Annotated in this window: 25 protein-coding genes and 1 pseudogene; 18 read left to right on the top strand and 8 right to left on the bottom strand. The window is 68.8% G+C overall.

The window, feature by feature from the left end:
• Positions 1-80: 80 nt before the first annotated feature.
• The 3 genes and pseudogenes from FM069_RS16400 to FM069_RS16390 all read right to left on the bottom strand — a co-directional run.
• A pseudogene (locus FM069_RS16400) lies at positions 81-215 on the bottom strand (general stress protein); the annotation flags it as partial.
• A 579-nt stretch (positions 216-794) separates the two neighbouring features.
• A complete protein-coding gene (locus FM069_RS16395) occupies positions 795-1,013 on the bottom strand; it encodes a hypothetical protein (RefSeq protein WP_143489447.1) in 219 nt (72 codons plus the stop codon).
• 163 nt (positions 1,014-1,176) lie between these two features.
• Positions 1,177-1,401 carry a PLD nuclease N-terminal domain-containing protein gene (locus FM069_RS16390; protein ID WP_143489446.1) on the bottom strand — a complete coding sequence of 75 codons (225 nt, stop codon included), beginning with the start codon at positions 1,399-1,401 and terminating at the stop codon, positions 1,177-1,179.
• A 294-nt stretch (positions 1,402-1,695) separates the two neighbouring features.
• Between FM069_RS16390 and argF the strand changes: the two genes are divergently transcribed.
• Both argF and FM069_RS16380 read left to right on the top strand, forming a co-directional pair.
• Positions 1,696-2,613, top strand: coding sequence for an ornithine carbamoyltransferase (argF, locus tag FM069_RS16385; RefSeq protein WP_143489445.1), 918 nt, complete (start codon positions 1,696-1,698; stop codon positions 2,611-2,613).
• Positions 2,610-3,707 carry an ABC transporter ATP-binding protein gene (locus FM069_RS16380; protein ID WP_143489444.1) on the top strand — a complete coding sequence of 366 codons (1,098 nt, stop codon included), beginning with the start codon at positions 2,610-2,612 and terminating at the stop codon, positions 3,705-3,707. The genes argF and FM069_RS16380 overlap by 4 nt, the downstream gene beginning before the upstream one ends.
• Before the next feature lie 6 nt (positions 3,708-3,713).
• On the opposite strand, the gene FM069_RS16375 is transcribed toward FM069_RS16380, so the two are convergent.
• The 3 genes from FM069_RS16375 to ybaK all read right to left on the bottom strand — a co-directional run bounded on the left by FM069_RS16375 (position 3,714) and on the right by ybaK (position 6,740).
• On the bottom strand, positions 3,714-4,496 hold the full coding sequence (locus FM069_RS16375; protein WP_143489443.1) for a PhzF family phenazine biosynthesis protein: 783 nt from the start codon (positions 4,494-4,496) through the stop codon (positions 3,714-3,716).
• A gap of 230 nt (positions 4,497-4,726) precedes the next feature.
• Entirely contained in the window at positions 4,727-6,214 is a 1,488-nt protein-coding gene (gene glpK / locus FM069_RS16370; RefSeq protein WP_143489442.1) for a glycerol kinase GlpK, read from the bottom strand.
• A 55-nt stretch (positions 6,215-6,269) separates the two neighbouring features.
• Positions 6,270-6,740, bottom strand: a complete 471-nt coding sequence (ybaK, locus tag FM069_RS16365; RefSeq protein WP_143489441.1) for a Cys-tRNA(Pro) deacylase — start codon at positions 6,738-6,740, stop codon at positions 6,270-6,272.
• Positions 6,741-7,018: 278 nt separating this feature from the next.
• Between ybaK and FM069_RS16360 the strand changes: the two genes are divergently transcribed.
• The 12 genes from FM069_RS16360 (at position 7,019) to FM069_RS16305 (ending at position 20,505) form a co-directional block, all read left to right on the top strand.
• On the top strand, positions 7,019-7,909 hold the full coding sequence (locus tag FM069_RS16360) for an MIP/aquaporin family protein (RefSeq protein WP_143489440.1): 891 nt from the start codon (positions 7,019-7,021) through the stop codon (positions 7,907-7,909).
• Positions 7,910-7,934: 25 nt separating this feature from the next.
• On the top strand, positions 7,935-9,452 hold the full coding sequence (gene glpK, locus FM069_RS16355; RefSeq protein ID WP_143489439.1) for a glycerol kinase GlpK: 1,518 nt from the start codon (positions 7,935-7,937) through the stop codon (positions 9,450-9,452).
• A gap of 137 nt (positions 9,453-9,589) precedes the next feature.
• The gene (locus tag FM069_RS16350) at positions 9,590-10,345 is read left to right on the top strand and encodes a DeoR/GlpR family transcriptional regulator (protein ID WP_143489438.1); all 756 of its coding nucleotides are present in this window, start codon (positions 9,590-9,592) and stop codon (positions 10,343-10,345) included.
• Between the two features lie 213 nt (positions 10,346-10,558).
• A complete protein-coding gene (gene glpD, locus FM069_RS16345) occupies positions 10,559-12,097 on the top strand; it encodes a glycerol-3-phosphate dehydrogenase (protein ID WP_143489437.1) in 1,539 nt (512 codons plus the stop codon).
• Between the two features lie 100 nt (positions 12,098-12,197).
• Positions 12,198-13,052, top strand: a complete 855-nt coding sequence (locus FM069_RS16340) for a pirin family protein (protein ID WP_143489436.1) — start codon at positions 12,198-12,200, stop codon at positions 13,050-13,052.
• Positions 13,053-13,142: 90 nt separating this feature from the next.
• Complete coding sequence (locus FM069_RS16335) at positions 13,143-13,664, top strand: RNA polymerase sigma factor (protein WP_143489435.1); 522 nt, start codon at positions 13,143-13,145, stop codon at positions 13,662-13,664.
• On the top strand, positions 13,661-14,605 hold the full coding sequence (locus tag FM069_RS16330; RefSeq protein ID WP_143489434.1) for a FecR family protein: 945 nt from the start codon (positions 13,661-13,663) through the stop codon (positions 14,603-14,605). The genes FM069_RS16335 and FM069_RS16330 overlap by 4 nt, the downstream gene beginning before the upstream one ends.
• A gap of 142 nt (positions 14,606-14,747) precedes the next feature.
• On the top strand, positions 14,748-17,219 hold the full coding sequence (locus FM069_RS16325; RefSeq protein WP_218570307.1) for a TonB-dependent siderophore receptor: 2,472 nt from the start codon (positions 14,748-14,750) through the stop codon (positions 17,217-17,219).
• A gap of 38 nt (positions 17,220-17,257) precedes the next feature.
• Complete coding sequence (locus FM069_RS16320; RefSeq protein ID WP_143489433.1) at positions 17,258-18,187, top strand: alpha/beta hydrolase; 930 nt, start codon at positions 17,258-17,260, stop codon at positions 18,185-18,187.
• 79 nt (positions 18,188-18,266) lie between these two features.
• Complete coding sequence (locus FM069_RS16315; RefSeq protein WP_143489432.1) at positions 18,267-18,566, top strand: DUF3649 domain-containing protein; 300 nt, start codon at positions 18,267-18,269, stop codon at positions 18,564-18,566.
• Complete coding sequence (locus tag FM069_RS16310) at positions 18,563-20,179, top strand: PepSY-associated TM helix domain-containing protein (protein ID WP_143489431.1); 1,617 nt, start codon at positions 18,563-18,565, stop codon at positions 20,177-20,179. Before FM069_RS16315 ends, FM069_RS16310 begins: the two co-directional genes overlap by 4 nt.
• Complete coding sequence (locus tag FM069_RS16305) at positions 20,176-20,505, top strand: DUF3325 domain-containing protein (RefSeq protein WP_143489430.1); 330 nt, start codon at positions 20,176-20,178, stop codon at positions 20,503-20,505. Before FM069_RS16310 ends, FM069_RS16305 begins: the two co-directional genes overlap by 4 nt.
• Here FM069_RS16305 and FM069_RS16300 read toward each other — a convergent pair.
• The gene (locus tag FM069_RS16300; RefSeq protein ID WP_143489429.1) at positions 20,407-21,705 is read right to left on the bottom strand and encodes a patatin-like phospholipase family protein; all 1,299 of its coding nucleotides are present in this window, start codon (positions 21,703-21,705) and stop codon (positions 20,407-20,409) included. The genes FM069_RS16305 and FM069_RS16300 overlap by 99 nt on opposite strands.
• A 49-nt stretch (positions 21,706-21,754) precedes the next feature.
• On the bottom strand, positions 21,755-22,687 hold the full coding sequence (locus FM069_RS16295; RefSeq protein ID WP_143489428.1) for a lipid A biosynthesis lauroyl acyltransferase: 933 nt from the start codon (positions 22,685-22,687) through the stop codon (positions 21,755-21,757).
• Between the two features lie 128 nt (positions 22,688-22,815).
• Between FM069_RS16295 and minC the strand changes: the two genes are divergently transcribed.
• From minC to FM069_RS16275, 4 genes are all read left to right on the top strand, one after another.
• Positions 22,816-23,550 carry a septum site-determining protein MinC gene (gene minC, locus FM069_RS16290; RefSeq protein WP_143489427.1) on the top strand — a complete coding sequence of 245 codons (735 nt, stop codon included), beginning with the start codon at positions 22,816-22,818 and terminating at the stop codon, positions 23,548-23,550.
• Between the two features lie 115 nt (positions 23,551-23,665).
• Positions 23,666-24,481 carry a septum site-determining protein MinD gene (gene minD / locus FM069_RS16285; RefSeq protein ID WP_143489426.1) on the top strand — a complete coding sequence of 272 codons (816 nt, stop codon included), beginning with the start codon at positions 23,666-23,668 and terminating at the stop codon, positions 24,479-24,481.
• Complete coding sequence (gene minE, locus FM069_RS16280) at positions 24,478-24,732, top strand: cell division topological specificity factor MinE (RefSeq protein WP_143489425.1); 255 nt, start codon at positions 24,478-24,480, stop codon at positions 24,730-24,732. The genes minD and minE overlap by 4 nt, the downstream gene beginning before the upstream one ends.
• A 59-nt stretch (positions 24,733-24,791) precedes the next feature.
• Complete coding sequence (locus tag FM069_RS16275) at positions 24,792-25,427, top strand: RluA family pseudouridine synthase (RefSeq protein WP_143489424.1); 636 nt, start codon at positions 24,792-24,794, stop codon at positions 25,425-25,427.

Raw genomic sequence — 25,427 nt, 5'->3', positions numbered from 1 at the left:
AATACTCCGCGTGAATACCAGGTTTCACCCCTCATGCCCGCGGTCATTCACACGGAGTATTTTCTACTGCCAGCACTCAATTAGTGCTGTCCGCCCTTGCGGCCGGCTTCCGACGCTTTTTCGCGATCATTGGCGAAGTTACCGCCGCTGGACTGTCCGCCTTTACGGCCGGCTTCGGCAGCGCGTTCACGGTCGTTGGCAAAGTTACCCGGGTTGTTATTGCCTTGGCGATTATCGGCCATTTTCATTCTCCTTGATACGTTGCATAAGAAGCACCATTGCTTCTTATGATTGAGAGAGATAGGCACTCCCGGGAGTTCTTCGAAACGGACAAATGGTAACGTTCGCAATCAAAATGCAATTAACCGCTTCGCTTAAATATCCATGCCAAATTCTTTTCCGATGGTCGACTATATAAATAATCACGCTGGAATGAAGGGCGGACTGCTTGATGCAAACGCTTTTTATGATGGTCAATTGACCTCATATGCAGAAAGCGTTGCTATGGCGCATGACACTAACTATGTCCCCAACGTGGCGGAGTATCGACTGGTACTGGGCGCCTGCATGACACGGCCGCACCGGGTCGTGACCGGGGCTCTAGGGCATTGTGCTGAAGATGGAGAACCCAACGCGGGCGGAACCACCATCCTGGCAAGACTGTTTCCGAAGCGCTGGACCCCGTTACGACGACTCCTCAAGGAAGTCCTAGACCTGATCGCGCTGCTGGACCGAAGGGTGAACGTGGTTACCCGCATACGGCCAGACACAGGCCGCACGCGGGTCACCGGTGCTCAGCGCATGAAATTGGCGGCGCGGCCGGCATCCTGGGGAAACTCCCCGCATACCGCATTCATTTGCTGAAGAATTTCCAATCGCTTCGCCAGGCATTCGCTGGCGACCAGGCGATCCCCCTCACGCCCTGTCGCCAGCAAGTGCTCGCGCATTGCCGTGAGCGCCAGCGACTTGCTGCGATTGGTGACGCAGAATTGCTGGAACTGTTCGAAGTTCATCTTGATTTCCTCCTGAATCCAAGACCCATGGAAGCCTAACGCTAGCGCCGACCCTCTAAATTCGCCAAGAGCTATTCGTCCGCAAGCGGCGCGGCGCACAGCTTTCGGCCACCGGAACGCCCCGGCAGGTTGGCTCACGGGCCACTGAACCCAATCGGTATCGTCAGCCCTTGCTATGTTCGGGCGAACTGGGCGGCTCCACCACCGCCCGGGGACCGAACTTGCCCCAGACCGCCAGGCCGATCACCGGCAACGCCACGATGACCGCCGCCCAGCCAAGCCGGACGCCCAAGGGCTTGTCGCTTCGGAACACGCTCAGCAACGCCCACAGGTCGAACAGCGCGATCGCCACGGCGACCGTAAGGGCGCAGATAGTCCACAGAGTCATTTGGAGTCTCCTTTCAGGGGTTCTCCCTGTTCAGTCTCACGGTGCCGCTTGGGCGTTCCGGCGTTTCGTCGTCCTTACGTCGGGGAATCCTGCACATCCCGCCATTGCGCCGGGACCGCGATTCCGGGCAGGCTCGGGGCCTCGGTACCGGCCGGTCACCGCGCCTTGTTCCCCGGCGACATTTACTTATAAGATCGCGCCTTTCCCTTTTTCCGTCGCTTCACGCGGCCTTTGCCGCGGCTTCCCTTCTTTTCCCAATAAAAAGGAAGCCCGGCCCGATGTAAGGTGTGAATCATGAGCATTAGGCATTTTCTCTCGTTGATGGACTGTACGCCCGCCGAGCTGAACAGCCTGATCCGCCGAGGCGTGGAGTTGAAGGACCTGCGCGACCGCGGCGTGCTCTACGAACCCCTGCGCAACCGGGTACTGGGGATGATCTTCGAGAAGGCCTCCACCCGTACCCGGCTGTCCTTCGAGGCGGGCATGATCCAGTTCGGCGGCCAGGCGATCTTCCTGTCCCCCCGCGACACCCAGCTCGGCCGTGGCGAGCCCATCGCCGACTGTGCCCGGGTGATGTCGCGGATGGTGGACGGGGTGATGATCCGCACTTTCGCCCACAGCACCCTGACCGAGTTCGCCGCCCACTCCCGGGTGCCGGTGATCAATGGCCTGTCCGATGACCTGCACCCGTGCCAATTGCTCGCCGACATGCAGACCTATCTGGAACAGCGTGGCACTATCGCCGGCAAGACGGTGGCCTGGATCGGCGACGGCAACAACATGTGCAACACCTACATCGAAGCGGCGGAGCAATTCGACTTCCGCCTGCGCATCGCCTGCCCCGAGGGGTTCGAGCCGAAGGCCGCGTTCCTCGAACGCGCCGCCGGCCGCGTGGAGATCGTCCGCGACCCACGGGAAGCGGTGGCCGGTGCGCACCTGGTGAGCACCGACGTCTGGACCTCCATGGGCCAGGAAGAGGACGGCGAGCGGCGCCTGGCGCTGTTCCGGCCCTACCAGGTGGACCGGGCGCTGCTGGATGCCGCCGACCCGGGGGTGCTGTTCCTGCACTGCCTGCCCGCCCACCGCGGCGAGGAGATCAGCGAGGACCTGCTGGACGACCCCCGCGCCCGCGCCTGGGACCAGGCCGAGAACCGTCTACACGCGCAGAAAGCGCTTCTCGAATTCCTCATCGAACACGCCTCCCACGCATGAACGACACCCTGCTCAGCCTTCGCGACGTCGCCTGTGGCTACCACGACCAGACCGTGGTCCATCACCTCAACCTGAACCTGAGGGCCGGCGACATCGGTTGCCTGCTGGGCTCCTCGGGCTGCGGCAAGACCACCACCCTGCGCGCCATCGCCGGCTTCGAGCCGGTGCAGGACGGCGAGATTCGCCTGGCCGGCGAGCGGCTGTCCGCCGCCGGCCACACCCTCGCCCCGGAGAAACGCCGGATCGGCATGGTGTTCCAGGACTACGCGCTGTTCCCCCACCTGAGCGTGGCGGACAACGTGGCCTTCGGCATCCGCAAGCATCCGGACAAGGCGCGCATCACTGCCGAGTTGCTGGAGCTGGTGAACCTAGCCAGCCTCGGCAAGCGCTACCCCCACGAGCTGTCCGGCGGTCAGCAGCAACGGGTCTCCCTGGCCCGGGCGCTGGCGCCGGAACCGCTGCTGCTGTTGCTGGACGAGCCGTTCTCCAACCTGGACGGCGAACTGCGCCGGCGCCTCAGCCACGAAGTGCGCGACATCCTCAAGAGTCGCGGCACCAGCGCCATCCTGGTGACCCATGACCAGGAAGAAGCCTTCGCCGTGTGCGACCAGGTGGGCGTCTTCAACCAGGGTCGCCTGGAGCAGTGGGATACCCCCTACAACCTCTACCACGAGCCGCAGACGCCCTTCGTCGCCAGCTTCATCGGCCAGGGCTATTTCATCCGCGGCGAGATGCAGAGCCCGGACACGGTGCAGACCGAACTGGGGGTGATCCGCGGTAACCGGGCCTATTCCTGGCAGAGCGGCAGCGCGGTGGACGTGCTGCTGCGCCCGGACGACATCGTCCACGCGCCGGACAGCCCGCTGCAGGCCCAGGTGCTGGGCAAGACGTTCCTCGGCGCAGCGACCCTGTACCGCCTGCGGTTACCCACCGGCACACAGCTGGAGTCGGTGTTCCCCAGCCAGACCGACTACGCGCCGGGGCAGCAGGTGGGCATCCGCGTCGCGGCCGCACATCTGGTGCTCTACCCGGCCAGCGCCGCCGCCCCGGCCAACCAGGAGGACGGCGTGCGCCGCTTCAGCGGCGCCGCCTGAATCGCCTCACGCCAGGTGCAGGCGGCCGCTGGCGACGATCACCGCGTGGCCGCCGATCTTCACCCGCTCCCCTTCCAGCCGGCACCACAGACGCCCGCCCCGGGCGCCGCCCTGGGACGCCTCCAGCGCCGTGCGACCCAGCCGCTCGGCCCAGTAGGGCACCAGGATGCAATGGGCCGATCCGGTCACCGGGTCCTCGTCGATGCCGATCGTCGGCGCGAAGCAGCGGGAAACGAAGTCCAGCTCCCGGCCTTTCGCCGTCACGATCACCAGCCCCCAGGGCAGGCGCTTCAGGGCGGCCATGTCCGGCGCGCAGGCCCGTAGCGCCTCTTCCGACTCCAGCACCACCAGCAGTTGCGGCGCGTCCAGCACCGCCACCGGCGTCTGGCCGAGCATGTCCGCCAGGCCCTCGGGTGCCGCGATGGGCCGGGCCGGTTGCGCGGGGAAGTCCAGCACCAGCCGCTCGCCCTCCCGCGCCACCGCCAGGGCGCCGCTGCGGCAGACGAAGTCCAGTCGCTGCCCCGGCTCGCCATACACCTGGAACAACACGTGGGCAGCGGCCAGGGTGGCATGGCCACACAGCGGCACTTCGGCGGAGGGGGTGAACCAGCGGATGCGCCAGCCGGCGCCCTCGCGGACCACGAAGGCGGTTTCCGACAGGTTGTGCTCGGCGGCGATGCGCTGCATCAGGTCGTCGTCGAGCCAGTGGTCGAGGCGATAGACCATCGCCGGGTTGCCGGCGAAGAGGCCCGTGGCGAAGGCGTCGATCTGGTGGAAATCGAGGGGCATGGCGTATCTCCGATGAAAAGGCCCACCGAGCATGCCCACCCCGCCCTGCCGGCGCCCCGTACACTTTGGCCGGATTTCGCCGGACACGTGGCGCCGGTGTTCGCGGACGGTGGCCGCCGCCTCGGAGGCGTGCGGCGCAGCGGGCATCGCGACCGCTCCGCGCCGTGACCGTCCTCCTGGCTCATGCCGATGAGCCGGCGCCCCCCCCCGACCGGCTCGGCGAGATGGCCTCAGCCGGCGCTGCGCACCCGCACCACGGCATCCAGCCAGCCGGCATAGAGCCCGTCGCGCTGCGCATCGTCCAGGGTCGGCTCGAAGCGCTGCTGGCGCTGCCAGTGGCTGGCGATCTCGTCCAGGTCGCGGTAGAACCCGGCCTGCAGGCCGGCCAGGTAGGCCACGCCGAGGGCGGTGGTCTCGGTGACCCGGGGACGTTCCACGGGGACCCCGAGGATTTCCGCGAGGAACTGCATCACCCAGTTGTTCTGCACCATGCCGCCGTCCACCCGCAGGGCACTGGGCGCCGCCGCGCCGTCCTGGCGCATGGCTTCCAGCAGGTCGCGGGTCTGGTAGCAGACCGACTGCAGGCCAGCGGTGACGATTTCCTTGATCCCGGTGTCACGAGTCAGGCCGAAGATCGCCCCGCGGGCCTTCGGGTCCCAGTAGGGCGCGCCGAGGCCGGTGAAGGCCGGCACCAGGTAGACGCCGCAGGCGTGGCCGGTCTGCTCGGCCAGGGCCTCGGTGTCCCGGGCGTGGTCGATCAGCTTGATGCCATCGCGCAGCCACTGCACCGCCGCGCCGGCGACGAAGATGCTGCCCTCCACCGCATAGCTGACCTGGCCGCCCAGGCGGTAGCCGACGGTGGTGAGCAGGCGGTTCTTCGAGGTCACTGGCGTCGCCCCGGTGTTCTGGATCATGAAGCAGCCGGTGCCGTAGGTGCTCTTCACCATGCCCGGCTGGAAACAGGCCTGGCCCACCAGGGCGGCCTGCTGGTCGCCGGCCATGCCCAGCACCGGGATCGGCGCCCCCAGCAGGTCGGCGCAGGTGGTGCCGAAGTTCGCCGCGCAATCCAGGACCTCCGGCAGCAGGCTGGAGGGGATGTCGAACAACGCCAGCAGGTCCTCGTCCCAACGCTGCTCGTGGATGTTGAACAGCAGGGTGCGCGAGGCATTGGTGGCGTCGGTGCGGTGTACCGCGCCGCCGGTGAGGCGCCACAGCAGGAAGCAGTCCACGGTGCCGAAGCGCAGCTCGCCGCGCTCGGCCCGCTCCCGGGCGCCCGGCACGTTCTGCAGAATCCAGCGCAGCTTGGTGGCGGAGAAGTACGGGTCGATGAGCAGCCCGGTGCGGGCGCTGATGCGCGCTTCGTGGCCGGCCGCCTTGAGCTCGGCGCAGTAGTCGGCGGTGCGCCGGTCCTGCCAGACGATGGCATTGTGGATCGGCTCGCCGCTGCGGGCGTCCCACACCAGGGTGGTCTCGCGCTGGTTGGTGATGCCGATGGCGGCGATATCCGAGGCGCTCAGGCCCTGGCTCGCCAGCGCCTCGCGGCAGACCTGCAGGGTGCTCGCCCAAAGCTCCTCGCCGTCGTGCTCGACCCAGCCGTCCTGGGGAAAGTACTGGCGGAATTCCCGCTGGCTGCTGGCCACCGGCACCCCGTCGAGGTTGAACACGATGGCACGGGAACTGGTAGTGCCTTGGTCGATGGCAAGCAGATGACGGGACATAAAACCCCTGGGAACGGATGGAGGAAAACCGCCGGGAGGACCCGGCGGCAGGTTGTCATGGTCGGCCGATGGCGGCGAAGCGGGCCTGGGTGTGTTCGGCCAGCACCGCCGCGCTCAATTCCACTTCCAGGCCGCGCCGGCCGGCGCTGACATGGATGCTCGGGTACTGCTGCGCGCTGTCGTCTATGAAGGTGCGCAGGCGCTTCTTCTGGCCCAGTGGGCTGATGCCTCCCACCAGGTAGCCGGTGGCGCGCTGGGCCGCCTGGGGGTCGGCCATGTCCGCCTTCTTCGCCCCGGCGGCGGTGGCCAGGGCCTTCAGGTCCAGGCTGCCGCACACCGGCACCACCGCCACCAGCAACTCGCCCTTCTCGGTGGCCGCCAGCAGGGTCTTGAACACCCGCGCCGGGTCCAGCCCCAGCTTTTCCGCGGCCTCCAGGCCGTAGGACGGCGCCTTTGGGTCGTGGCTGTAGCTGTGCACTCGATGCTCGGCGCGGGCTTTCTTCAACAAGTCGATGGCGGGGGTCATGGCTACTCCGGACAGGACGGACGGCAGGCGCTCACCTTAAGCCATCGGCTCGCCAGCGCCCATGCCGGCATGCCGCTCAAGGCCGTTCGTGACGGCCGTCTCAGCAGTTCTGCCAAGCGCTTCACAAACCCCAGCGCGCCTGAAACCCACCGGTCCGTTTCGGTCCGAACGTTCACCTTCGCGCTTTGACAGCATTCCTTTCTGACTATATTTTTTCGAATCTGAACAATCTTCCCGGCAACCCGCCATAAATACAAGAACAGAGAGAGGGACCCTCCATGTCCGCACCTGCCGCAACCCCCACGCTGATGGGCCAGTGTCTGGCCGAATTCCTCGGAACCGCCCTGCTGATCTTCTTCGGCACCGGCTGCGTCGCGGCGCTGAAAGTCGCCGGCGCCAGCTTCGGCCTGTGGGAGATCAGCATCATCTGGGGGGTCGGCGTGAGCATGGCGATCTACCTCAGCGCCGGCGTCTCCGGCGCCCACCTGAACCCGGCGGTGAGCATCGCGCTGTGCCTGTTCGCCGGCTTCGAACGGCGCAAGCTGCCCTTCTACATCGTCGCCCAGGTGGCCGGCGCCTTCTGCGCCGCCGCCCTGGTGTACGGCCTCTACAGCGGCCTGTTCTTCGAATACGAAAGCAGCCAGCACATCGTGCGCGGCAGCGAGGCCAGCCTGCCCCTGGCGGCGGTGTTCTCCACCTACCCGCACCCGCTGCTGTCGGTGGGCCAGGCGTTCCTGGTGGAAGCCATCATCACGGCGATCCTGATGAGCGTGATCATGGCCCTCACCGACGACGGCAACGGCCTGCCCAAGGGTCCCTTGGCACCGCTGCTGATCGGCCTGCTGATCGCGGTGATCGGCAGCGCCATGGGCCCGCTGACCGGTTTCGCCATGAACCCGGCACGGGACTTCGGCCCGAAACTCATGACCTACCTGGCCGGCTGGGGCCCGCTGGCCTTCACCGGCGGCCGGGAGACTCCCTACTTCCTGGTGCCGATCTTCGCGCCCATCGTTGGCGCCTGCCTGGGCGCGGGCGGCTATCGTCTGCTGATCGCCCGTCACCTGCCGAGCGTGCTGCCGGTGGTGGCGGTGACCGAGACCGTGCGCCTGGAGGCGGTGCTCGGCGAGCCCGTCGACGCCGCGCCGGTGACCAAGATGCAGGCATCCTGACCCCTTCCGCCCCGAGGCTTACGCCATGACCGACACCCACAACAAGAAATACGTCGTCGCCCTGGACCAGGGCACCACCAGCTCCCGGGCCATCGTCTTCGACCGCGACGCCAACGTGGTGAGCCAGGCCCAGCGCGAATTCGCCCAGTACTACCCCCAGGCCGGCTGGGTCGAGCACGACCCCATGGAAATCTGGGCGACCCAGAGTTCCACCCTGGTGGAGGCCCTGGCCCAGGCCAGTATCGGCCACGACGACGTGGCCGCCATCGGCATCACCAACCAGCGCGAAACCACCGTGGTCTGGGACCGGCACACCGGCCGGCCGATCCACAACGCCATCGTCTGGCAGTGCCGGCGCAGCGCCGCCATCTGCGAGCAGCTCAAGCGCGACGGCCTGGAGCAACGGGTCCGCGAGATCACCGGACTGGTGATCGACCCCTATTTCTCCGGCACCAAGGTCAAGTGGATCCTCGACCACGTCGAGGGCAGCCGCGAGCGGGCCCGGCGCGGCGAGCTGCTGTTCGGCACCATCGACAGCTGGCTGATCTGGAAGCTCACCGAAGGCAAGGTGCACGTCACCGACTACACCAACGCCTCGCGCACCCTGATGTTCAACATCCACACCCTGGAGTGGGACGAGGAGATGCTGCGCGTCCTCGACGTGCCCCGGGAAATGCTGCCCACCGTGAAGCCGTCCTCGACCCTTTATGGTGAGGCCAGCATCGGCGGCGTCGGCGGTGGCGCGATTCCCATCGCGGGTATCGCCGGCGACCAGCAGGCGGCGCTGTTCGGGCAGATGTGCGTGGAACCCGGGCAGGCCAAGAACACCTACGGCACCGGCTGCTTCCTGCTGATGCACACCGGCGACAAGGCGGTGGACTCCACCCACGGGCTACTCACCACCATCGCCTGCGGCCCCCGCGGCGAGGTGGGCTATGCCCTGGAAGGCGCGGTGTTCAACGGCGGTTCCACCGTGCAGTGGCTGCGGGACGAACTGAAGGTGATCAACGACTCGTTCGATTCCGAATACTTCGCCACCAAGGTCAAGGACAGCAACGGCGTCTACCTGGTGCCGGCCTTCACCGGCCTCGGCGCGCCCTACTGGGACCCCTACGCCCGCGGCGCGGTGTTCGGCCTGACCCGGGGGGTCAAGGTGGACCACCTGATCCGCGCCACCCTGGAATCCATCGCCTACCAGACCCGCGACGTCCTCGACGCCATGCAGCAGGACGCCGGCGAGCGCCTGCAGGCCCTGCGGGTGGACGGCGGCGCGGTAGCCAACAACTTCCTCATGCAGTTCCAGGCCGACCTGCTCGGCACGCCGGTGGAGCGCCCGGAAATGCGCGAGACCACCGCCCTCGGCGCCGCCTACCTGGCGGGCCTGGCCAGCGGCTTCTGGAGCAGCCTGGATGAGCTCAAGCGCAAGGCGGTGATCGAGCGGGTATTCGAGCCGCAGTGCGACGAGCACCAACGCGAGAAACGCTATGCCGGCTGGAGAAAGGCCGTGGAACGTACCCGCGGCTGGGACGACGGCGACCTCTGAGGCGACGCCCCTCCGGGGCCGGCCCTTTGCCCACCCGCTGCCAGTCGCCCGCATATGGGCGGCTGACAGCGGGTGCCCTCGTGCGGCATCCTTGGGGACTTTCCTGGGACCCGGGCCCGGCCGCACGAGAACGACGAATGAACCTGCCTCCACGACAGCAGAGCATCATCCAGGAGGTCCGCGAGCGCGGCTATCTGAGTATCGAAGAGATGGCCCAGATGTTCGCGGTCACCCCGCAGACCATCCGCCGCGACATCAACCAGTTGGCCGAACAGGGCCTGCTGCGCCGCTACCACGGGGGCGCGGCCTACGACTCCAGTATCGAGAACACGGCCTATACCATGCGCGCCGACCAGATGCGCGACGAGAAGCAGCGCATCGCCGAGGCCATCGCCCGCCTGGTGCCGGACAATGCCTCGCTGTTCATCAACATCGGCACCACCACCGAGGCCATCGCCCGGGCGCTGCTGGATCACCGCCACCTGAAGATCATCACCAACAACCTGCACGTGGCCACCATCCTCGCCGGCAAGGAGGACTTCGAAGTCCTGGTGGCGGGCGGCACGGTGCGCAGCGACGGCGGCATCGTCGGTCAGGCGGCGGTGGACTTCATCCAGCAGTTCCGCGTGGACTTCGCCCTGGTGGGCATCAGCGGCATCGACGAGGATGGCAGCCTGCTGGACTTTGACTACCAGGAAGTGCGCGTGTCCCAGGCCATCATCGATAACGCCCGGCAGGTGTTCCTGGCTGCCGACTCCAGCAAGTTCGGCCGCAACGCCGTGGTGCGCCTGGGGCCCATCAGCCTGGTCACCCGGGTCTTCAGCGACAGCCCGCCACCGCCCTCGGTGACGCGCCTGATGGCCCAGCACAAGGTCCACCTGGACCTGGTCTGAGCCCAAGGGCCGGCCTTCCGCCGGCCGACGCACTCCCCCTTTCTTCACCCTCCGGCCACCCTATCCAGGGGCATGGCCCGGTGGCGGCTGCCTTTTTTGGACGACGCCGACCGATCGAATACGAACCCGGGCTGGTCAATATCCGTGCACTCGACTAAGCTATTTTCGTATTCGAACATAAACGCGTTCATTTTCGACACCGGGGAACCGCCCATGAACCCAACGCCTTCATCCTCCACCCCGCTCGCCGAAGTCTACGATCTCGCCGTGGTCGGGGGCGGTATCAATGGTGTGGGGATCGCCGCGGACGCCGCGGGTCGCGGGCTTTCCGTGTTCCTTTGCGAAAAGGACGACCTCGCCCAGCACACCTCGTCCGCCAGCAGCAAGCTGATCCACGGCGGCCTGCGCTATTTGGAGCACTACGAATTTCGCCTGGTCCGCGAGGCCCTCGCCGAACGCGAGGTGCTGCTGGCCAAGGCTCCCCATATCGTCAAGCCGATGCGCTTCGTCCTGCCCCACCGCCCCCACCTGCGGCCGGCCTGGATGATCCGCGCGGGGCTGTTCCTCTACGACAACCTGGGCAAGCGCCAGCGCCTGAAAGCCTCCCGCGGCCTGCGCTTCGACGCAACCAGCCCGCTGAAGGCGGAAATCGCCCGCGGGTTCGAATACGCCGACTGCTGGGTGGACGACGCCCGTCTGGTGGTGCTCAACGCCATGGCCGCCCGGGAACACGGTGCCCACCTCCACACCCGTACCCGCTGCCTCAGTGCCCGGCGCAGCAAGGACCTCTGGGACATCGAGCTGGAGCGGGCCGATGGCAGCCGCTACGCGATCCGCGCCCGCGCCCTGGTGAACGCCGCCGGCCCCTGGGTGGCGCGCTTCATCAAGGAAGACCTCAAGCAGCGCTCGCCCTACGGCATCCGCCTGATCCAGGGCAGCCACATCGTGGTGCCGCGCCTGTACGAAGGCACCCACGCCTACATCCTGCAGAACGAAGACCGCCGCATCGTCTTCGCCATCCCCTACCTGGACCGCTACACCCTGATCGGCACCACCGACCGGGAGTACCAGGGCGACCCGGCCCAGGTGCGCATCAGCGACGAAGAGATCGACTACCTGCTGGCGGTGGTGAACGCCCATTTCACCCGCCCCCTGGACCGCAGCCAGATCCTCCATACCTTCTCCGGGGTGCGCCCCCTCTGCGACGACGAGTCGGACGAGCCCTCGGCCATCACCCGCGACTACACCCTGTCCACATCCGGCGAGGCCGGCGAGGCGCCCCTGCTGTCGGTATTCGGCGGCAAGCTGACCACCTACCGCAAGCTGGCCGAGTCGGCCATGGCGCTCCTGGCCCCGCATTTCCCGCGCCTGGGGGCCAGCTGGACCGCCGCCACGCCATTGCCCGGTGGCGAGGACATGGACGACCCGCAGGCCCTGGCCGCACGCCTGCAGGCCCACAACCCCTGGCTGCCCGCGGCGCTCGCCAGCCGCTGGAGCACCACCTATGGCAGTCGTGCCTGGACATTGCTGGAAGGCGCTAACAGCCTCGACGACCTGGGCCAGGACTTCGGCGCCGGCCTGCATGCCCGCGAGGTGGACTACCTGCGTCGCGAGGAATGGGCCCGTGAGCTGGACGACATCCTCTGGCGGCGGACCAAGCTCGGTCTGGAGCTGAGCCCGTCGCAGCGGGACGCCCTCGCCCAATACTTGGAAGAACACCGGGGCTCGGTGGTGGAAAGCAGCGCCGCCTGAGAACCCATCCAAAATCCGGATGGTTTCTACGTAAAAACAGAGACCATCCATTGTATTTCCTGCTTTAGCATCCGCCTCACACCTGATGAGGAGGTTTGCCATGTCATCCCCCACCGTGCGTACCATCATCGCCCAGAGCCAGGGCCGCGCCACGTCCGACGGCGCCGGGGTCAACCTGACCCGCGTGCTGGCCGAGCCCGGCGACGGGCGCTTCGACCCGTTCCTGATGCTGGACGAATTCGGCTCCGCCAACCCCGACGACTACGTCGCCGGCTTCCCACCCCATCCCCACCGCGGTTTCGAGACCGTCACCTACATGATCGAGGGGCGCATGCGCCACGAGGATCACCTGGGCAATGTGGGCCTGCTGCGCAACGGCGGCGTGCAATGGATGACCGCGGCCCGCGGCATCATTCACAGCGAGATGCCGGAACAGCAGGAAGGCACCATGCGCGGTTTCCAGCTGTGGCTGAACCTGCCGGCGCGGGACAAGCTGGGCGAGCCGTCCTACCGGGACTTCGATCCGGACGAGATTCCCCATCGCCCGTTGGCCGGTGGCAGCGCCGTGCGGGTGATCGCCGGGCACTTCGACGATGGCCAGGTGCAGGTCGAAGGCGCAGTCCGGCGCCCGGTCACCGACCCCCAGCTGTACGACCTGACCCTGGCGCCCGGCGCACGGGTCGCGCCGCGCCTGGCCGATGGCCTGCGGGTCCTGCTGTACGTGTTCGAAGGTGCGCTGCAGGTGGGCGGCGAGACGGTGGCCAAGGGTCACCTGGCGCGGCTCGGCGACGCGGGCGAGCTGATCCTGGACAGCGCCGACGGCGCCCGGGTCCTGCTGCTGGCCGGCCGCCCGCTGGGGGAGCCCATCGTGCAATACGGGCCGTTCGTGATGAACAGCCGGGAGGAGATCGACCAGGCGCTGCGCGACTACCGGGCTGGCCGCCTGGCTGGTTGAGGGCCGGGGGGGCGCACGCCACTTAGGATTGAGAATCGATCTCATAGACGCTACAGTGGCCGCCCTTTTTGCCCAGCCCGGTCACTGGCGATGTTCAAGGATCGCGAAAAACTGCTGTACGCCTTCACTGAGCAACGCGCCGCCCTGACCCGCTTTCTCGCCCGGCGCCTGGGCTGCGCCGCCCTCGCCGAGGACCTGGCCCAGGAAACCTGGCTGCGCCTGGCCGGCCGCGAGACGGCGGGCATCGGCAACCCCCGCGCCTACCTGTTCCGCATTGCCTCCAACCTGGCCTTCGACCACCAGCGCCACGCCGGGCTGGGGGTCGAGGTGGAGGCCGATGCCGCTACCGTCGACGCCATCGCCGACCCCAAGCCCACCCCGGAAGCCGAGGCCCTGCAGCGCAGCGAGCTGGCGCGCCTGCTGCGGGAGGTGGACAACCTGCCGCCCCGCTGCCGCGAGGTGTTCATGCTGGCCAAGTTCGAGGAGCTCTCCTACGCGGAGATCGCCAGCCGCCTGGGCATCGCCAAGAACACCGTGATGGTGCATATGGTCAAGGCCCTGGCCACCCTGGAACGCTGCATGGGCGACGACGCCTCGGAGCGCGACCGATGAGCGCGCCGCCGTTGCCCACCGACAGCCTTGCAGAAGAAGCCCTGGCCTGGCTGGTGCGGCTGCAGGACGAGGCGGCCAGCGCGGCGGACCGGGCGGCCTTCGCGGCCTGGCTGGAGACCTCCGCCGACCACCGCGCCGCCTGGCAGCGGGCGCAGCGCCTCTGGCGGCGCCTGGACGACCTGGCGCCGCATCTCGCACCTCCACCTTCCGCCCAGCCGGTACGGCGTACCCGGCGACGCCGTTCGCTGCTGGCCGCCGCGGCCTGCCTGCTGCTGGCCCTGGGCGTCGGATCGATGCTGCGCACCGGGGTGCTGGCGGACTACCGCAGCGGCGTCGGCGAGCATCGCCACCTGACCCTGGCCGACGGGTCGCGCATCGAACTGGGCAGCGACAGTGCCCTGTCGGTGGATTTCAGCGCCGACCGCCGGCGCATTCACCTGTACCGCGGCGAAGCGTACTTCGAGGTGAGCCCCGACCCGGCCCGGCCCTTCGTGGTGGACGCCGGCCCCCTGCGCGGGCGTGCCCTGGGCACCGCCTTCGCCGTGCGCCGCGACGGCGACCAAGCCAGCCTGACAGTCACCGAGCACCAGGTGGCGGTGGAGGCCGGCGCAGCCCACGACACCCTCGGCCGCGGCCAGCAGGTGCGCTACGACGACGCCGGCCTGCACCCGGCGGAACCGGTGGACCTGCGCCGCGCCCTGGCCTGGCGCCGGGACCGGCTGGTGTTCGTTGAGGCGCCCCTGGTCGACGTGCTGGCCGAACTGCAGCGCTATCGCCACGGCCGCATCCTGGTCACCGACCCGGCGCTGGCGCGGCAGCCGGTGACTGCGGTGTTCCGCACCGACGACCCGGACGCCGCCCTGCGCACCATCGCCCGGGTCCTGCCGGTGCGGCTGACCCGCGCCACCGACTGGCTGGTGCTGGTGCGACCCGCGTCCTGAAAAAAATTTTGCCCTGGGACTAATGCTCCACCCGCTGCTCGCCCGTCTTAGTGGGGCGAATTATCAAATAAGATTTTTTCGCATTTGATATCTTAAGCCTCGCTCGCGCCCTGCGCGGCGAGCATCGGGGAGAACCACCACCATGTCCAAGCGACCCTCATCACCCTTCCACCGTCCCCGCAGCGCCTCGCTGCTGCTGGCCCTGGCCATGGCCGGCACGGCCCTGCCCGCCGGCACCGTCCTCGCCGCCGGCGCGGGCAGCGAGACCCAGGGGCAGCGGTTCGACATCCCCGCGCAGACCCTGAGCACCGCGCTGGTGGAGTTCACCGAGACCACCGGCATCCAGCTGTTCTTCGACGCGGCCATGGCCCGCGACCGGCATTCGCCCGGGGTGAGCGGGCGCATGAGCCGGGAACAGGCCCTGGCCCACCTGCTGGCCGGCAGCGGCCTGACCTACCGCTTCACCGACGCCGACACCGTGACCCTGGAGCCGGCCGCCACCGGTGCCGCCCTCAACCTGGACACCACCGTGGTGCAGAGCGCCGCCGACAGCGAGCGCGCCCTCGGCCCGGTCCAGGGCTACGTGGCCACGCGTAGCCTGAGCGCCACCAAGACCGACACCGCGCTACGGGAGATTCCCCAGTCGATCTCGGTGGTCACCCGTGACGACATGAACGATCGTGGCGTGCAGACCGTCGCCGAGGCGGTCCGCTACACCGCCGGCGTGCGCGCCGAGGCCTCGGGCATCGACAGCCGCGCCGACGACATCCGCGTGCGCGGCTTCGACGCCGGCAGCTGGAGCAACAACCTGTACCTCGACGGCCTGCGCACCCTGCGCGGCGGCCAGTGGACCACCACCCAGTTCGACAGCTACGGCCTGGAGCGGGTGGAAGTGATCAAGGGCCCCGCGGCGGTGCTCTACGGCCAGGTCACCCCCGGCGGGCTGGTGAACATGGTCAGCAAGCGCCCGGATGCCAACCAGCGCAACGAGGTCATGCTGCAGGTCGGCAGCTACGACCAGTACAAGCTGGCCCTGGACACCGGCGGCGTGCTGGACAGCCAGGGCGACTGGCTGGGACGGATCGTCGGCTCGTTCAACGACGGCAACGCCCAGGTCGACCACACCGACCTGCAGCGCACCTTCATCGCCCCCAGCCTCACCTGGATGCCCGGCGAGGACACCGAGCTGACCCTGCTGGGCCAGTACCAGAAGGACGAAGGCGGCTCCACCTACCAGTTCCTGCCCATGACCGGCACCCTGCGCACCCCGCACGGGCGCATCGACCGCGACACCTTCCTCGGCGAGAAGGACTGGAACACCTTCGACCGCGAACAGTGGTCCCTGGGCTACGACTTCAGCCAGCGCCTCAACGACAACCTGTCGTTCCGCCAGAACCTGCGCTACAGCCACGTGGATACCCTGTACAAGGGCGCGGTATCCCTGGGCGACACCCAGCCGGACGGCCACACCCTGCGCCGCCGCGCCGCCTACGGCGACGGCGATGCCCGCTCGGTAACGGTGGACAACCACCTGCAGGCGGACTTCGCCACCGGCGCGCTGCAGCACACCACCCTGGTGGGCCTGGACTACCTGCAGGCGGACTGGGAGCACACCCGCAAGATCAGCAACCACCCCAACATCGCCCCGATCAACATCTTCCATCCGGTCCATACCGGCGTGGCGCGGGTGCCGGCGACCCTGGCGGTGCAGACCGACTACGACACCACCAACCGCCAGACCGGCGTCTACCTGCAGGACCAGATCGCCCTGGACAACTGGCGCTTCACCCTGGGCGGCCGCCAGGACCACTTCAACGACGACCAGCTGAACCGCCGCACCGACAGCCGCACGGTCACCAAGGACGACGCCTTCACCTGGCGCGCCGGCGCCACCTACCTGTTCGACAATGGCCTGGCGCCCTACGTCAGCTATGCCACCTCCTTCGAACCGGCGGTGGGCGAAAGCTGGGACGGCAAGCCCTTCGAGCCCACCGAGGGCGAGCAGTACGAAGCGGGCATCAAGTTCCAGCCCGAGGGCAGCGACAGCTACCTGACCCTCTCGGTCTTCCACCTGGTGCAGAACAACATCACCGTGGACGACACCGACCCGACCCACACCACCTGCCTGCCCAGCCTGTGCGACAAGCAGAGCGGCGAAAGCCGCACCCGCGGCGTGGAACTGGAGGGCAAGGCATCCCTGACCCAGGGCCTGAGCCTGACCGGCGGCTACACCTACCTGGACGCGGAAATCACCGAGAGCACCGGCAGCGAGCTGGGCAAGCGCCTCGCCCAGGTGCCGCGGCACATGGCCTCGCTCTGGGCCGACTACGTGTTCCATGACGGCCCGCTGGCCGGCCTCGGTCTGGGCGCCGGCGCGCGCTACACCGGCAGCACCTACGGCGACGCGGACAACCTCTACCACATCCGCGGCTACACCCTCATCGACGCCGCGGTGCGCTACGACCTGAGCCGCGTGGGCATGAAAGGCACGGCGGTGGCCCTCAACGCCAGCAACCTGACCGACGAGCTCTACGTGGCCACCTGCGGCAGCGTCGCCAGTTGCTACTACGGCTCGGGGCGCAACGTCACCGCGTCGCTCACATACACCTGGTGAACCACCGGCGCCCGTTCGGCGGGCGCCAAGGAGAACGGATGAAAACGCTGTTGATCCTGGCCTGCGTCCTCGGCCTCGCCCCGTCGGCCTTCGCCGCCGGGAGCGGGGCAACGGGCTGGGCCCCGGCGGTGCTGCCCCAGAGCGTGCAGCGCGACCTGCCCTCGCACCACACCGGGCGCAGCTACCGGATCTTTGTCTCCAAGCCGAGCGCACCGGCGCCGGCAACGGGCTACCCGGTGATCTACGTGCTGGACGGCAACGCGCAGTTCCCGCTGCTGGCCCTGCAGGCCCGCGCCCAGGAGAAACGCGCCGCGGTCACCGGCCAGGCGCCCACGCTGGTGGTGGGCATCGGCTACCCCATCGATGGCCTGAACGACGAGCAGGCCCGGGCCGAGGACTACACACCGCCGGCCGCCGATCTCAGCGACACCGGGGACGAGCAGGCGCGCCGCCAGGGTGGCGCGGACCGTTTCCTGGCCTTCGTGGAAGACGAGCTGAAGCCGCTGATCGAGCGCAGCTACCCGGTGGATCGCCAGCGGCAGACGCTGTTCGGCCACTCCTACGGCGGGCTGTTTACCCTGCACACCCTGTTCACCCGGCCCCAGGCGTTCCAGACCTACCTTGCGATCAGCCCGTCCATCTGGTGGAACCACCGTCAGATCCTCGACGAACAGCGGGCCTTCGCCCAGCGCCTGGCGGACCGCCCGCAGCCGCTGCGGCTGTTCCTCGGGGTCGGCGCGCTGGAACAACCGTCGCCCCTCGACGCCGGTGGCAACGACCCTCGCCGGCAGCGGCTGGACAGCCGGCGCATGGTGGACAACGTCCGCGAGCTGGCCGCGACCCTGGCGCCCCTGGAGCGCGCCGGCCTGCGCAGCCAGTTGCGCATCTTCCCCGACGAAGGCCACGGCACCACCGCGCTGGTGGCCAGCGGCCGCGCCCTGGGCTTCGCCGCCGGGCAACCCGAATGAACCAGGAGACCCTCATGCTCCCCGAGCGCCACGCGCCTCGCCGGGCGCGACCTGCCGGTGCCGTCCCGGGGGCGTCGTCGTGAAAGGCGCCACCCTCTCCACCCGCTACCGCCTGGCGGTGGCGTCCCGCGGCGTCGCGGCGGTCTTCGCCGGCTACGGCCTGGCCACCGCCAGCGGCATCTGCCTGGCGCTGTTCCTGCCCATGTCCCGCTCGGAGGCGGTGCTCACCGGGGTGATGGTGAGCTTTCTGGTGTACCTCTGCGCCGTGCTCTGGGCGTTCGCCTGCCGCACGGCCCTGCAGGCCTGGCTGGGCATCGGCGTACCGGCCCTGGTGCTGGGCGGGCTCGCCTGGCTGGCGAAGAACGGAGTGCTGTCATGAAAGAAGGTTTCCGCCAATCCATGGCCTGGCTGCACACCTGGAGCGGCCTGCTGCTGGGCTGGCTGCTGTTCGCCATTTTCCTCACCGGCACCGCCAGCTACTTCCGCGAGGAAATCGACCACTGGATGCGCCCCGACCGCCACGCCCTGGATGCCCGGGCGCTGAACCTGGAGAAGGTGGTGGCCAGCCTGGAGCGCCAGGCGCCGGACGCGCCCAGCTGGACCCTGACCCTGCCGGACGAGCGCCGGCCGGTGGTCAAGGCGTTCTGGCCGGGCGGCGAAGGCCGCCGCTTCGGCAGCGCGACCCTGAACCCCGCCACCGGCGACGCCCTGGACGAGGACGCGACCCGGGGCGGCGAGTTCTTCTACGCCTTCCACTTCCAGCTCTGGCACGTGAGCCCGATCACCGGGCGGATCATCGTCGGGCTCGCCACCCTGAGCATGTTCGTCGCGCTGATCACCGGCATCGTCACCCACAAGAAGATCTTCAAGGACTTCTTCACCCTGCGCCCGCGCAAGGGCCAGCGCTCCTGGCTGGACGGCCACAACGTGTCCGCCGTGCTGTCCTTGCCGTTCCATCTGCTCATCACCTTCAGCGGCCTGGTGATGCTGATGCACATCTATATGCCCTGGCCGGGCCTGGCCCAGTACGGCCAGAAGCAGCGCCTGGAGCTGTACAGCGAGTTGTCGCCACGGGTCCAGCCGATCCCCCGCAGCGGCCAGGCAGCGCCGCTGCCCGCCCTGGAGCCACTGCTGGAGCGGGCGCGGGCGCACTGGAACGGCGTCGCGGTGGGCGGCCTGGTGGTGCACAACCCGGGCGACGCCAACGCGCGAATCGAGGTGCTGGGCAGCGACGGGGGCCACGTCAGCCGCATGGCGCCACGCCTGGTGTTCGGCGCCGACGGCCAGGTGCTGGAGGAAGTCCGCTCACCGGCCACGGTGGCGACCCTCTACCACACCCTCTACGGGCTGCACATGGGCCGCTTCGCCGAACCGCTGCTGCGCTGGCTGTACATCGTCTGCGGCCTGTCCGGCTGCTTCATGATCGCCAGCGGCCTGGTGCTCTGGGTGGTCAAGCGCGCCGCCCAGAGTGCCAAGCAGGCCAAGGCGGATGCCGGCCTGCGCCTGGTGCGGGCGCTCAACGTCGGCGCCCTGGCCGGCCTGCCCGTGGCCATGGCCGCCTACCTGTGGGCCAACCGCCTGCTGCCCGCCGGGCTCGGCGAGCGCGCCGCCTGGGAAGTGCACGTGTTCTTCATCACCTGGAGCCTGGCGCTGCTGCACCCCTGGCTGCGCCCCCACAAGCGCGCCTGGGTCGAGCAACTGGGCCTGGGCGCCGCCCTGCTGGGCGGCATCCCGCTGCTGGACCTGGCCTGCGGCCTGCTGAGCCTGCCGGGCGGCTGGCGCTACGCCGACTGGATACTGGGCGGCTTCGACCTGGCCTGCCTGGGCCTGGGCGTTTTGCTGGGCTGGCTGGCCTGGAAGGTGGCGCGGCACCGGCCGCCGGCCAAGCCGGTACGCGGCGAGCGCCCGGCCAAGGTGGCCCCCACCCACCGCGCCAGGGCCGAGGCGGCGCCTGCCGACGGCCTCGCGCCCGCCCGGGAGATCGCCGGATGAGCCTGCTCGCCTTCGGCCTGGCCTACGCCGGGTTCTGCGGCCTGTGCCTGGCCATGAACCGCCACCACGGCGACGTCTTCGGCGCCCCACCCTCGCCGCGCCGGGCCCGCCTGCTGCGCCTGGGGGGCTGGCTAGGGGTGGCAGCCTCCTGGGCGCCCTGCGTTGCCCACCACGGCATCACCGTGGGCAGCGTGCTGTGGGTCGGGCTGCTGGGGGCGGCCAGCCTGTCACTGGTCCTGCTGCTGCCCTACCGGCCACGCCTGAGCGTGGGCCTGGCACTGGGCATGCCCCTGGGCGGCGCGTTGCTGCTGCCCTTCGCCGGCTGACGCCCCTGGCACGACCGCCAGCGGCACAGGCCGCGGCGCCTCGCGCAGGTGCAGGAACGCCAGCAGGGCGTCCTTCTGGGCCATGGCGTCCTGGTAGCCCAGTTCGATCAGCTCGTTGCAGTAGCCCGGCTCGAACAGCAGGTAGCTCAGGGCGCCGGCGCCACTGGCCTTGGTTGCGCCCGGGCCGCGCAGGAACAGGCGCAGCGCCCGCGGCATCTCGTGACGATGGCGCGCGGCGATCACGTCCAGGGGCTGGCTGGGGGACACGATCAACACCTCCACCGGCTTGCTGCCCAGGGCGCGCGAACGCCGCTCCTCGGGCATCGCCAGGTTCATCTGGTTGATCCGCTCGAGGATCTCGATATCGGTCTCCAAATTGTCGACGAAGGTGCTGTTGAGCATGTGCCCACCGATCTGCGCCAGGGTCGGCGGCCGTCCGGTGCGCAGCCGGATCGCCCCGTCGTCGCCGTGCCGGGTATTGCCGCTCACACCCACCACCAGCACCCGGCTCGCGCCCAGGTGCAGCGCCGGGCTGATGGGCGCGGACTGGCGCACGGCGCCGTCGCCGAAGTATTCGCGGTTGAGCCGCTGGGGCGGGAAGATCAGCGGGATCGCCGAGCTGGCCATCAGGTGCGACACCTCCAGGCGGGTCGGGATGCCCACCCGGCGGTGACGGAACCAAGGGTCGATGGTGGCGCGGCCCTGGTAGAAGGTCATCGCCTGGCCGGACTCGTAGCCGAAGGCGGTCACCGCCACCGCCCGCAACTGCCGCAGGCGCACCGCCGCGGCGATGCCGGTGAAGTCCAGCTCCCGCGCCAGCAGGTCCCGCAGCGGGCTGTTGTCCAGCAGCGCCACCGGCTCGTCGCGACGCAGGCCGAACAGCCCCTGGCCGATGAAACGGCTGCTCTGGCGCGCCACCCCGAGCCAGTCGCTGCGGTACACCTGAGCGGTATGGAAGCCCTGCCAGACCCGGGTCAGGCGGCGGATCGCCTCGCCGAAGTGCAGCGCCCCGCAGGCCAGGGCCACCGCGTTGATGGCCCCCGCCGAGGTACCGACGATCACCGGGAACGGGTTGTAGGTGGCATTCGGCAGCAGGTCGGCGATAGCCGCCAGCACCCCCACCTGGTAGGCCGCCCGCGCGCCGCCGCCGGAAAGGATGAGCCCGGTGACGGGCTGGGCGGAGCGGTCGGCATCGGTCATGGGCGGCTTCCAGGCAGGGACTGCGAGCGAGTATAGGAGCCGTCTTCGCTCAGCGCTCCTTGCGGTACAGGCCCGGCTCGCCCGGCGGACGGGTCTTGAAGCGGCGGTGAGCCCACAGGTACTGGGCCGGGCAGTCGCTCACCGACACCTCGACCCAGGCATTGATGCGCCGGCAATCGGCCTCTTCGCTGTCCCCCGGGAAGTCCTCCAGGGGCGGGTGCAGGGTCAGCCGGTAGCCGGAGCCGTCGGCCAGCCGCTGCTGGGTGAAGGGCACGACCCGGGCCCGCCCCAGTCGGGCGAACTTGCTGGTGGCGGTGACGGTGGCGGCCGGGATGCCGAACAGCGGCACGAACAGGCTCTGCTTGGCGCCGTAGTCCTGGTCCGGGGCGTACCAGATGGCCCGCCCGGCCCGCAGCACCTTGAGCATTGCCCGCACGTCCTCGCGCTCGATGGCGGTGGCGTCACGGTTGTGCCGCTCGCGCCCGCGCCGCTGCACGTAGTCGAACACCGGGTTGCGGTGCTCGCGGTACATGCCGTCGATGGTGTGGACCTGGCCCAGCAGCGCGGCGCCGATCTCCAGGGTGGTGAAATGCAGGGCCATGAGGATCACCCCCTGGCCCTCCGCCTGGGCCGTCCGCAGGTGTTCCAGCCCCTCGATGTGGGCCAGCTTCGCCAGCCGGGCCCGGGGCCACCACCAGCTCATGGCCATCTCGAAGAAGGCGATGCCCATGGAGGCGAAGTTGGCCTTCAGCAGGCGCTCCCGCTCGGCCGCGGGCAGCGCCGGGAAGCACAGCTCCAGGTTGCGCGCGGCGATCCGCCGGCGCGAGCCGGCCAGGTGGTAGAGCAGCGCGCCGGCCACTCGCCCGAGCCCCAGCAGCACCCGGTAGGGCAACTGCGTCACCAGCCACAGCAGGCCCAGGCCCAGCCACAGCGGCCAGAAGCGCGGATGAAGGAAAGAGGCGCGAAACCGCGGGCGTTCCATGGGCGAACCCTGGTCGATGAAGGGCCGGCATTCTACCCCGAGGCGGGCACGGAAGGCGCCCCGCCAGCAGTAGCCAGCGTCGGCATTTCCCGTTATAAGTCCTCGCCATTCCATGTTGTGGGCCTACCATGAGCCAAGCCGATCTCCTCGACCAAGACCCCGTGTTCCAGCTCAAGGGCAGCATGCTCGCCATCACCATCATGGAGCTGGTACACGACGACCTGGAGCGCCTGGACCGGCAACTCACCGACAAGGTCGCCCAGGCGCCCGCCTTCTTCCAGAACACGCCGCTGGTACTGGCCCTGGACAAGCTGCCGGAAAGCCAGACGACCCTGGACCTGGCGGCGCTGATGGCGGTCTGTCGCCGCCATGGCCTGCGGACCCTGGCGATCCGCGCCAGCCGCGCCGAGCTGGTGGCCGCCGCCGATGCCCTGGACCTGCCGGTGCTGCCGCCCTCGGGCGCCCGGGAGCGGCCGATCGAGCCGGGCGGCGAACGCAAACGCGAGCCCGAGAAGCCGGCGCAGCCGGACGTCCGCCCCACCCGGGTGATCACCACCCCGGTGCGCGGCGGCCAGCAGGTCTATGCCCCGGGCGGCGACCTCTTGGTACTGGCCCCCGTGAGCCCGGGCGCGGAACTTCTCGCCGACGGCAACATCCACGTGTACGCCCCGCTGCGCGGCCGGGCGCTGGCCGGGGTCAAGGGCAACCCGGCGGCCCGCATTTTCTGTCAGCAGCTGGCGGCCGAACTGGTCTCTGTGGCCGGTCAGTACAAGGTCGCCGACGACCTGCGGCGCGACCCTCTGTGGGGCCAGGCGGTGCAGATCAACCTGTCGGGCGATGTGTTGAACATCACCCGCCTTTAACGGATACTGCCGCGGTTTTCAATCGTTCGAACGGGTCCTGGTTCACCTTTTTTCATCCGGGCCCGCGACGCGGCCGCACGTTCTGATTTCTTTTTCATTTTTAGGGTGGATCACCTTGGCCAAGATTCTCGTTGTCACGTCCGGTAAGGGCGGCGTCGGCAAAACCACATCCAGCGCCGCCATCGGCACCGGTCTCGCCCTGCGCGGGCACAAGACCGTCATCGTCGACTTCGACGTCGGCCTGCGCAACCTGGACCTGATCATGGGCTGCGAGCGCCGCGTGGTGTACGACTTCGTCAACGTCATCAACGGCGAAGCGACCCTCACCCAGGCCCTGATCAAGGACAAGCGCCTGGAGAACCTCTACGTGCTGGCCGCCAGCCAGACCCGCGACAAGGACGCCCTGACCCAGGAAGGCGTCGGCAAGGTGATCGACGAGCTGGCCAAGACCTTCGAATACGTAGTCTGCGACTCTCCCGCCGGCATCGAGAAAGGCGCTCACCTGGCCATGTACTTCGCCGACGAAGCCATCGTCGTGACCAACCCGGAAGTCTCCTCGGTCCGCGACTCCGACCGCATGCTGGGCCTGCTGGCCAGCAAGTCGCGACGCGCAGAGCAGGGCCTGGAGCCAATCAAGGAACGCCTGCTGCTGACCCGCTACAACCCGGAGCGGGTGACCAAGGGCGAGATGCTGGGCGTGGAGGACGTCGAGGAAATCCTCGCCATCAACCTGCTGGGGGTGATCCCCGAGTCCCAGGCGGTGCTCAAGGCATCCAACCAGGGCGTACCGGTGATCCTCGACGACCAGAGCGACGCCGGCCAGGCCTACAGCGACGCCGTCGACCGCCTGCTGGGCAAGGAAATGCCCCACCGCTTCCTGGACGTCCAGAAGAAAGGCTTCCTGCAACGGCTGTTCGGAGGTCGAGAATGAACATCTTCGACTTCTTTCGCGAGCGCAAGAAGCAGAGCAGCGCCTCGATCGCCAAGGAACGCCTGCAGATCATCGTCGCCCACGAACGGGGTCAGCGCAGCCAGCCGGACTACCTCCCTGCCCTGCAACAGGAACTGATGGAAGTGATCCGCAAGTACGTCAACATCGATCAGGACCAGGTCCAGGTCGCGCTGGAGAACCAGGGCGACTGTTCGATCCTCGAACTCAACATCACCCTGCCGGAACGCTGATTCCGCGGGTGTCCACGGCGGCGGCTTCGGCCGCCGCCGGCGTTTCCGGGCCCCTCTCCATGCCGCTTTCGCAGATCACAATCGTCCATTGCGACGCCGCCGTGCTGGTCGTCGACAAACCCACCCTGCTGTTGTCGGTCCCCGGCCGCGCCGAGGACAACCGCGACTGCCTGGTGACCCGCCTGCAGGAGAACGGCTACCCGGACGCGCGCATCGTCCACCGCCTGGACTGGGAAACCTCCGGCCTGATCGTGCTGGCCCGGGACGCCGACAGCCACCGGGAACTGTCTCGCCAGTTCCATGACCGAGAGACCGAGAAGGCCTACACCGCCCTCTGCTGGGGCGAGCCCGAGGCCGACAGCGGGCGCATCGAGCTGCCGCTGCGCTACGACCCGCCCACCAAGCCGCGCCACGTGGTGGACCACGTCGACGGCCGCCACGCCCTGACCTTCTGGCGCGTGCTGGAGCGCTGCGGCGCCTACAGCCGCGTCGAGCTGACCCCCATTACCGGCCGCTCGCACCAGTTGCGGGTGCACATGCTGTCCATCGGTCACCCGCTGCTGGGCGATCGCCTGTATGCCGAAGGCGACGCCCTGACCCTGCGGGATCGCCTCTGCCTGCACGCCAGCCAGCTCGGCCTGACCCACCCTCAAAGCGGCGAACGCCTGCGCTTCGAGAGCCCGGCGCCGTTCTGA

Source organism: Pseudomonas mangiferae, assembly GCF_007109405.1.
Lineage (GTDB): Bacteria > Pseudomonadota > Gammaproteobacteria > Pseudomonadales > Pseudomonadaceae > Pseudomonas_T > Pseudomonas_T mangiferae.
Note: the sequence above shows the minus strand (reverse complement) of the source record. Positions and strands in the feature narration are given on the sequence as shown.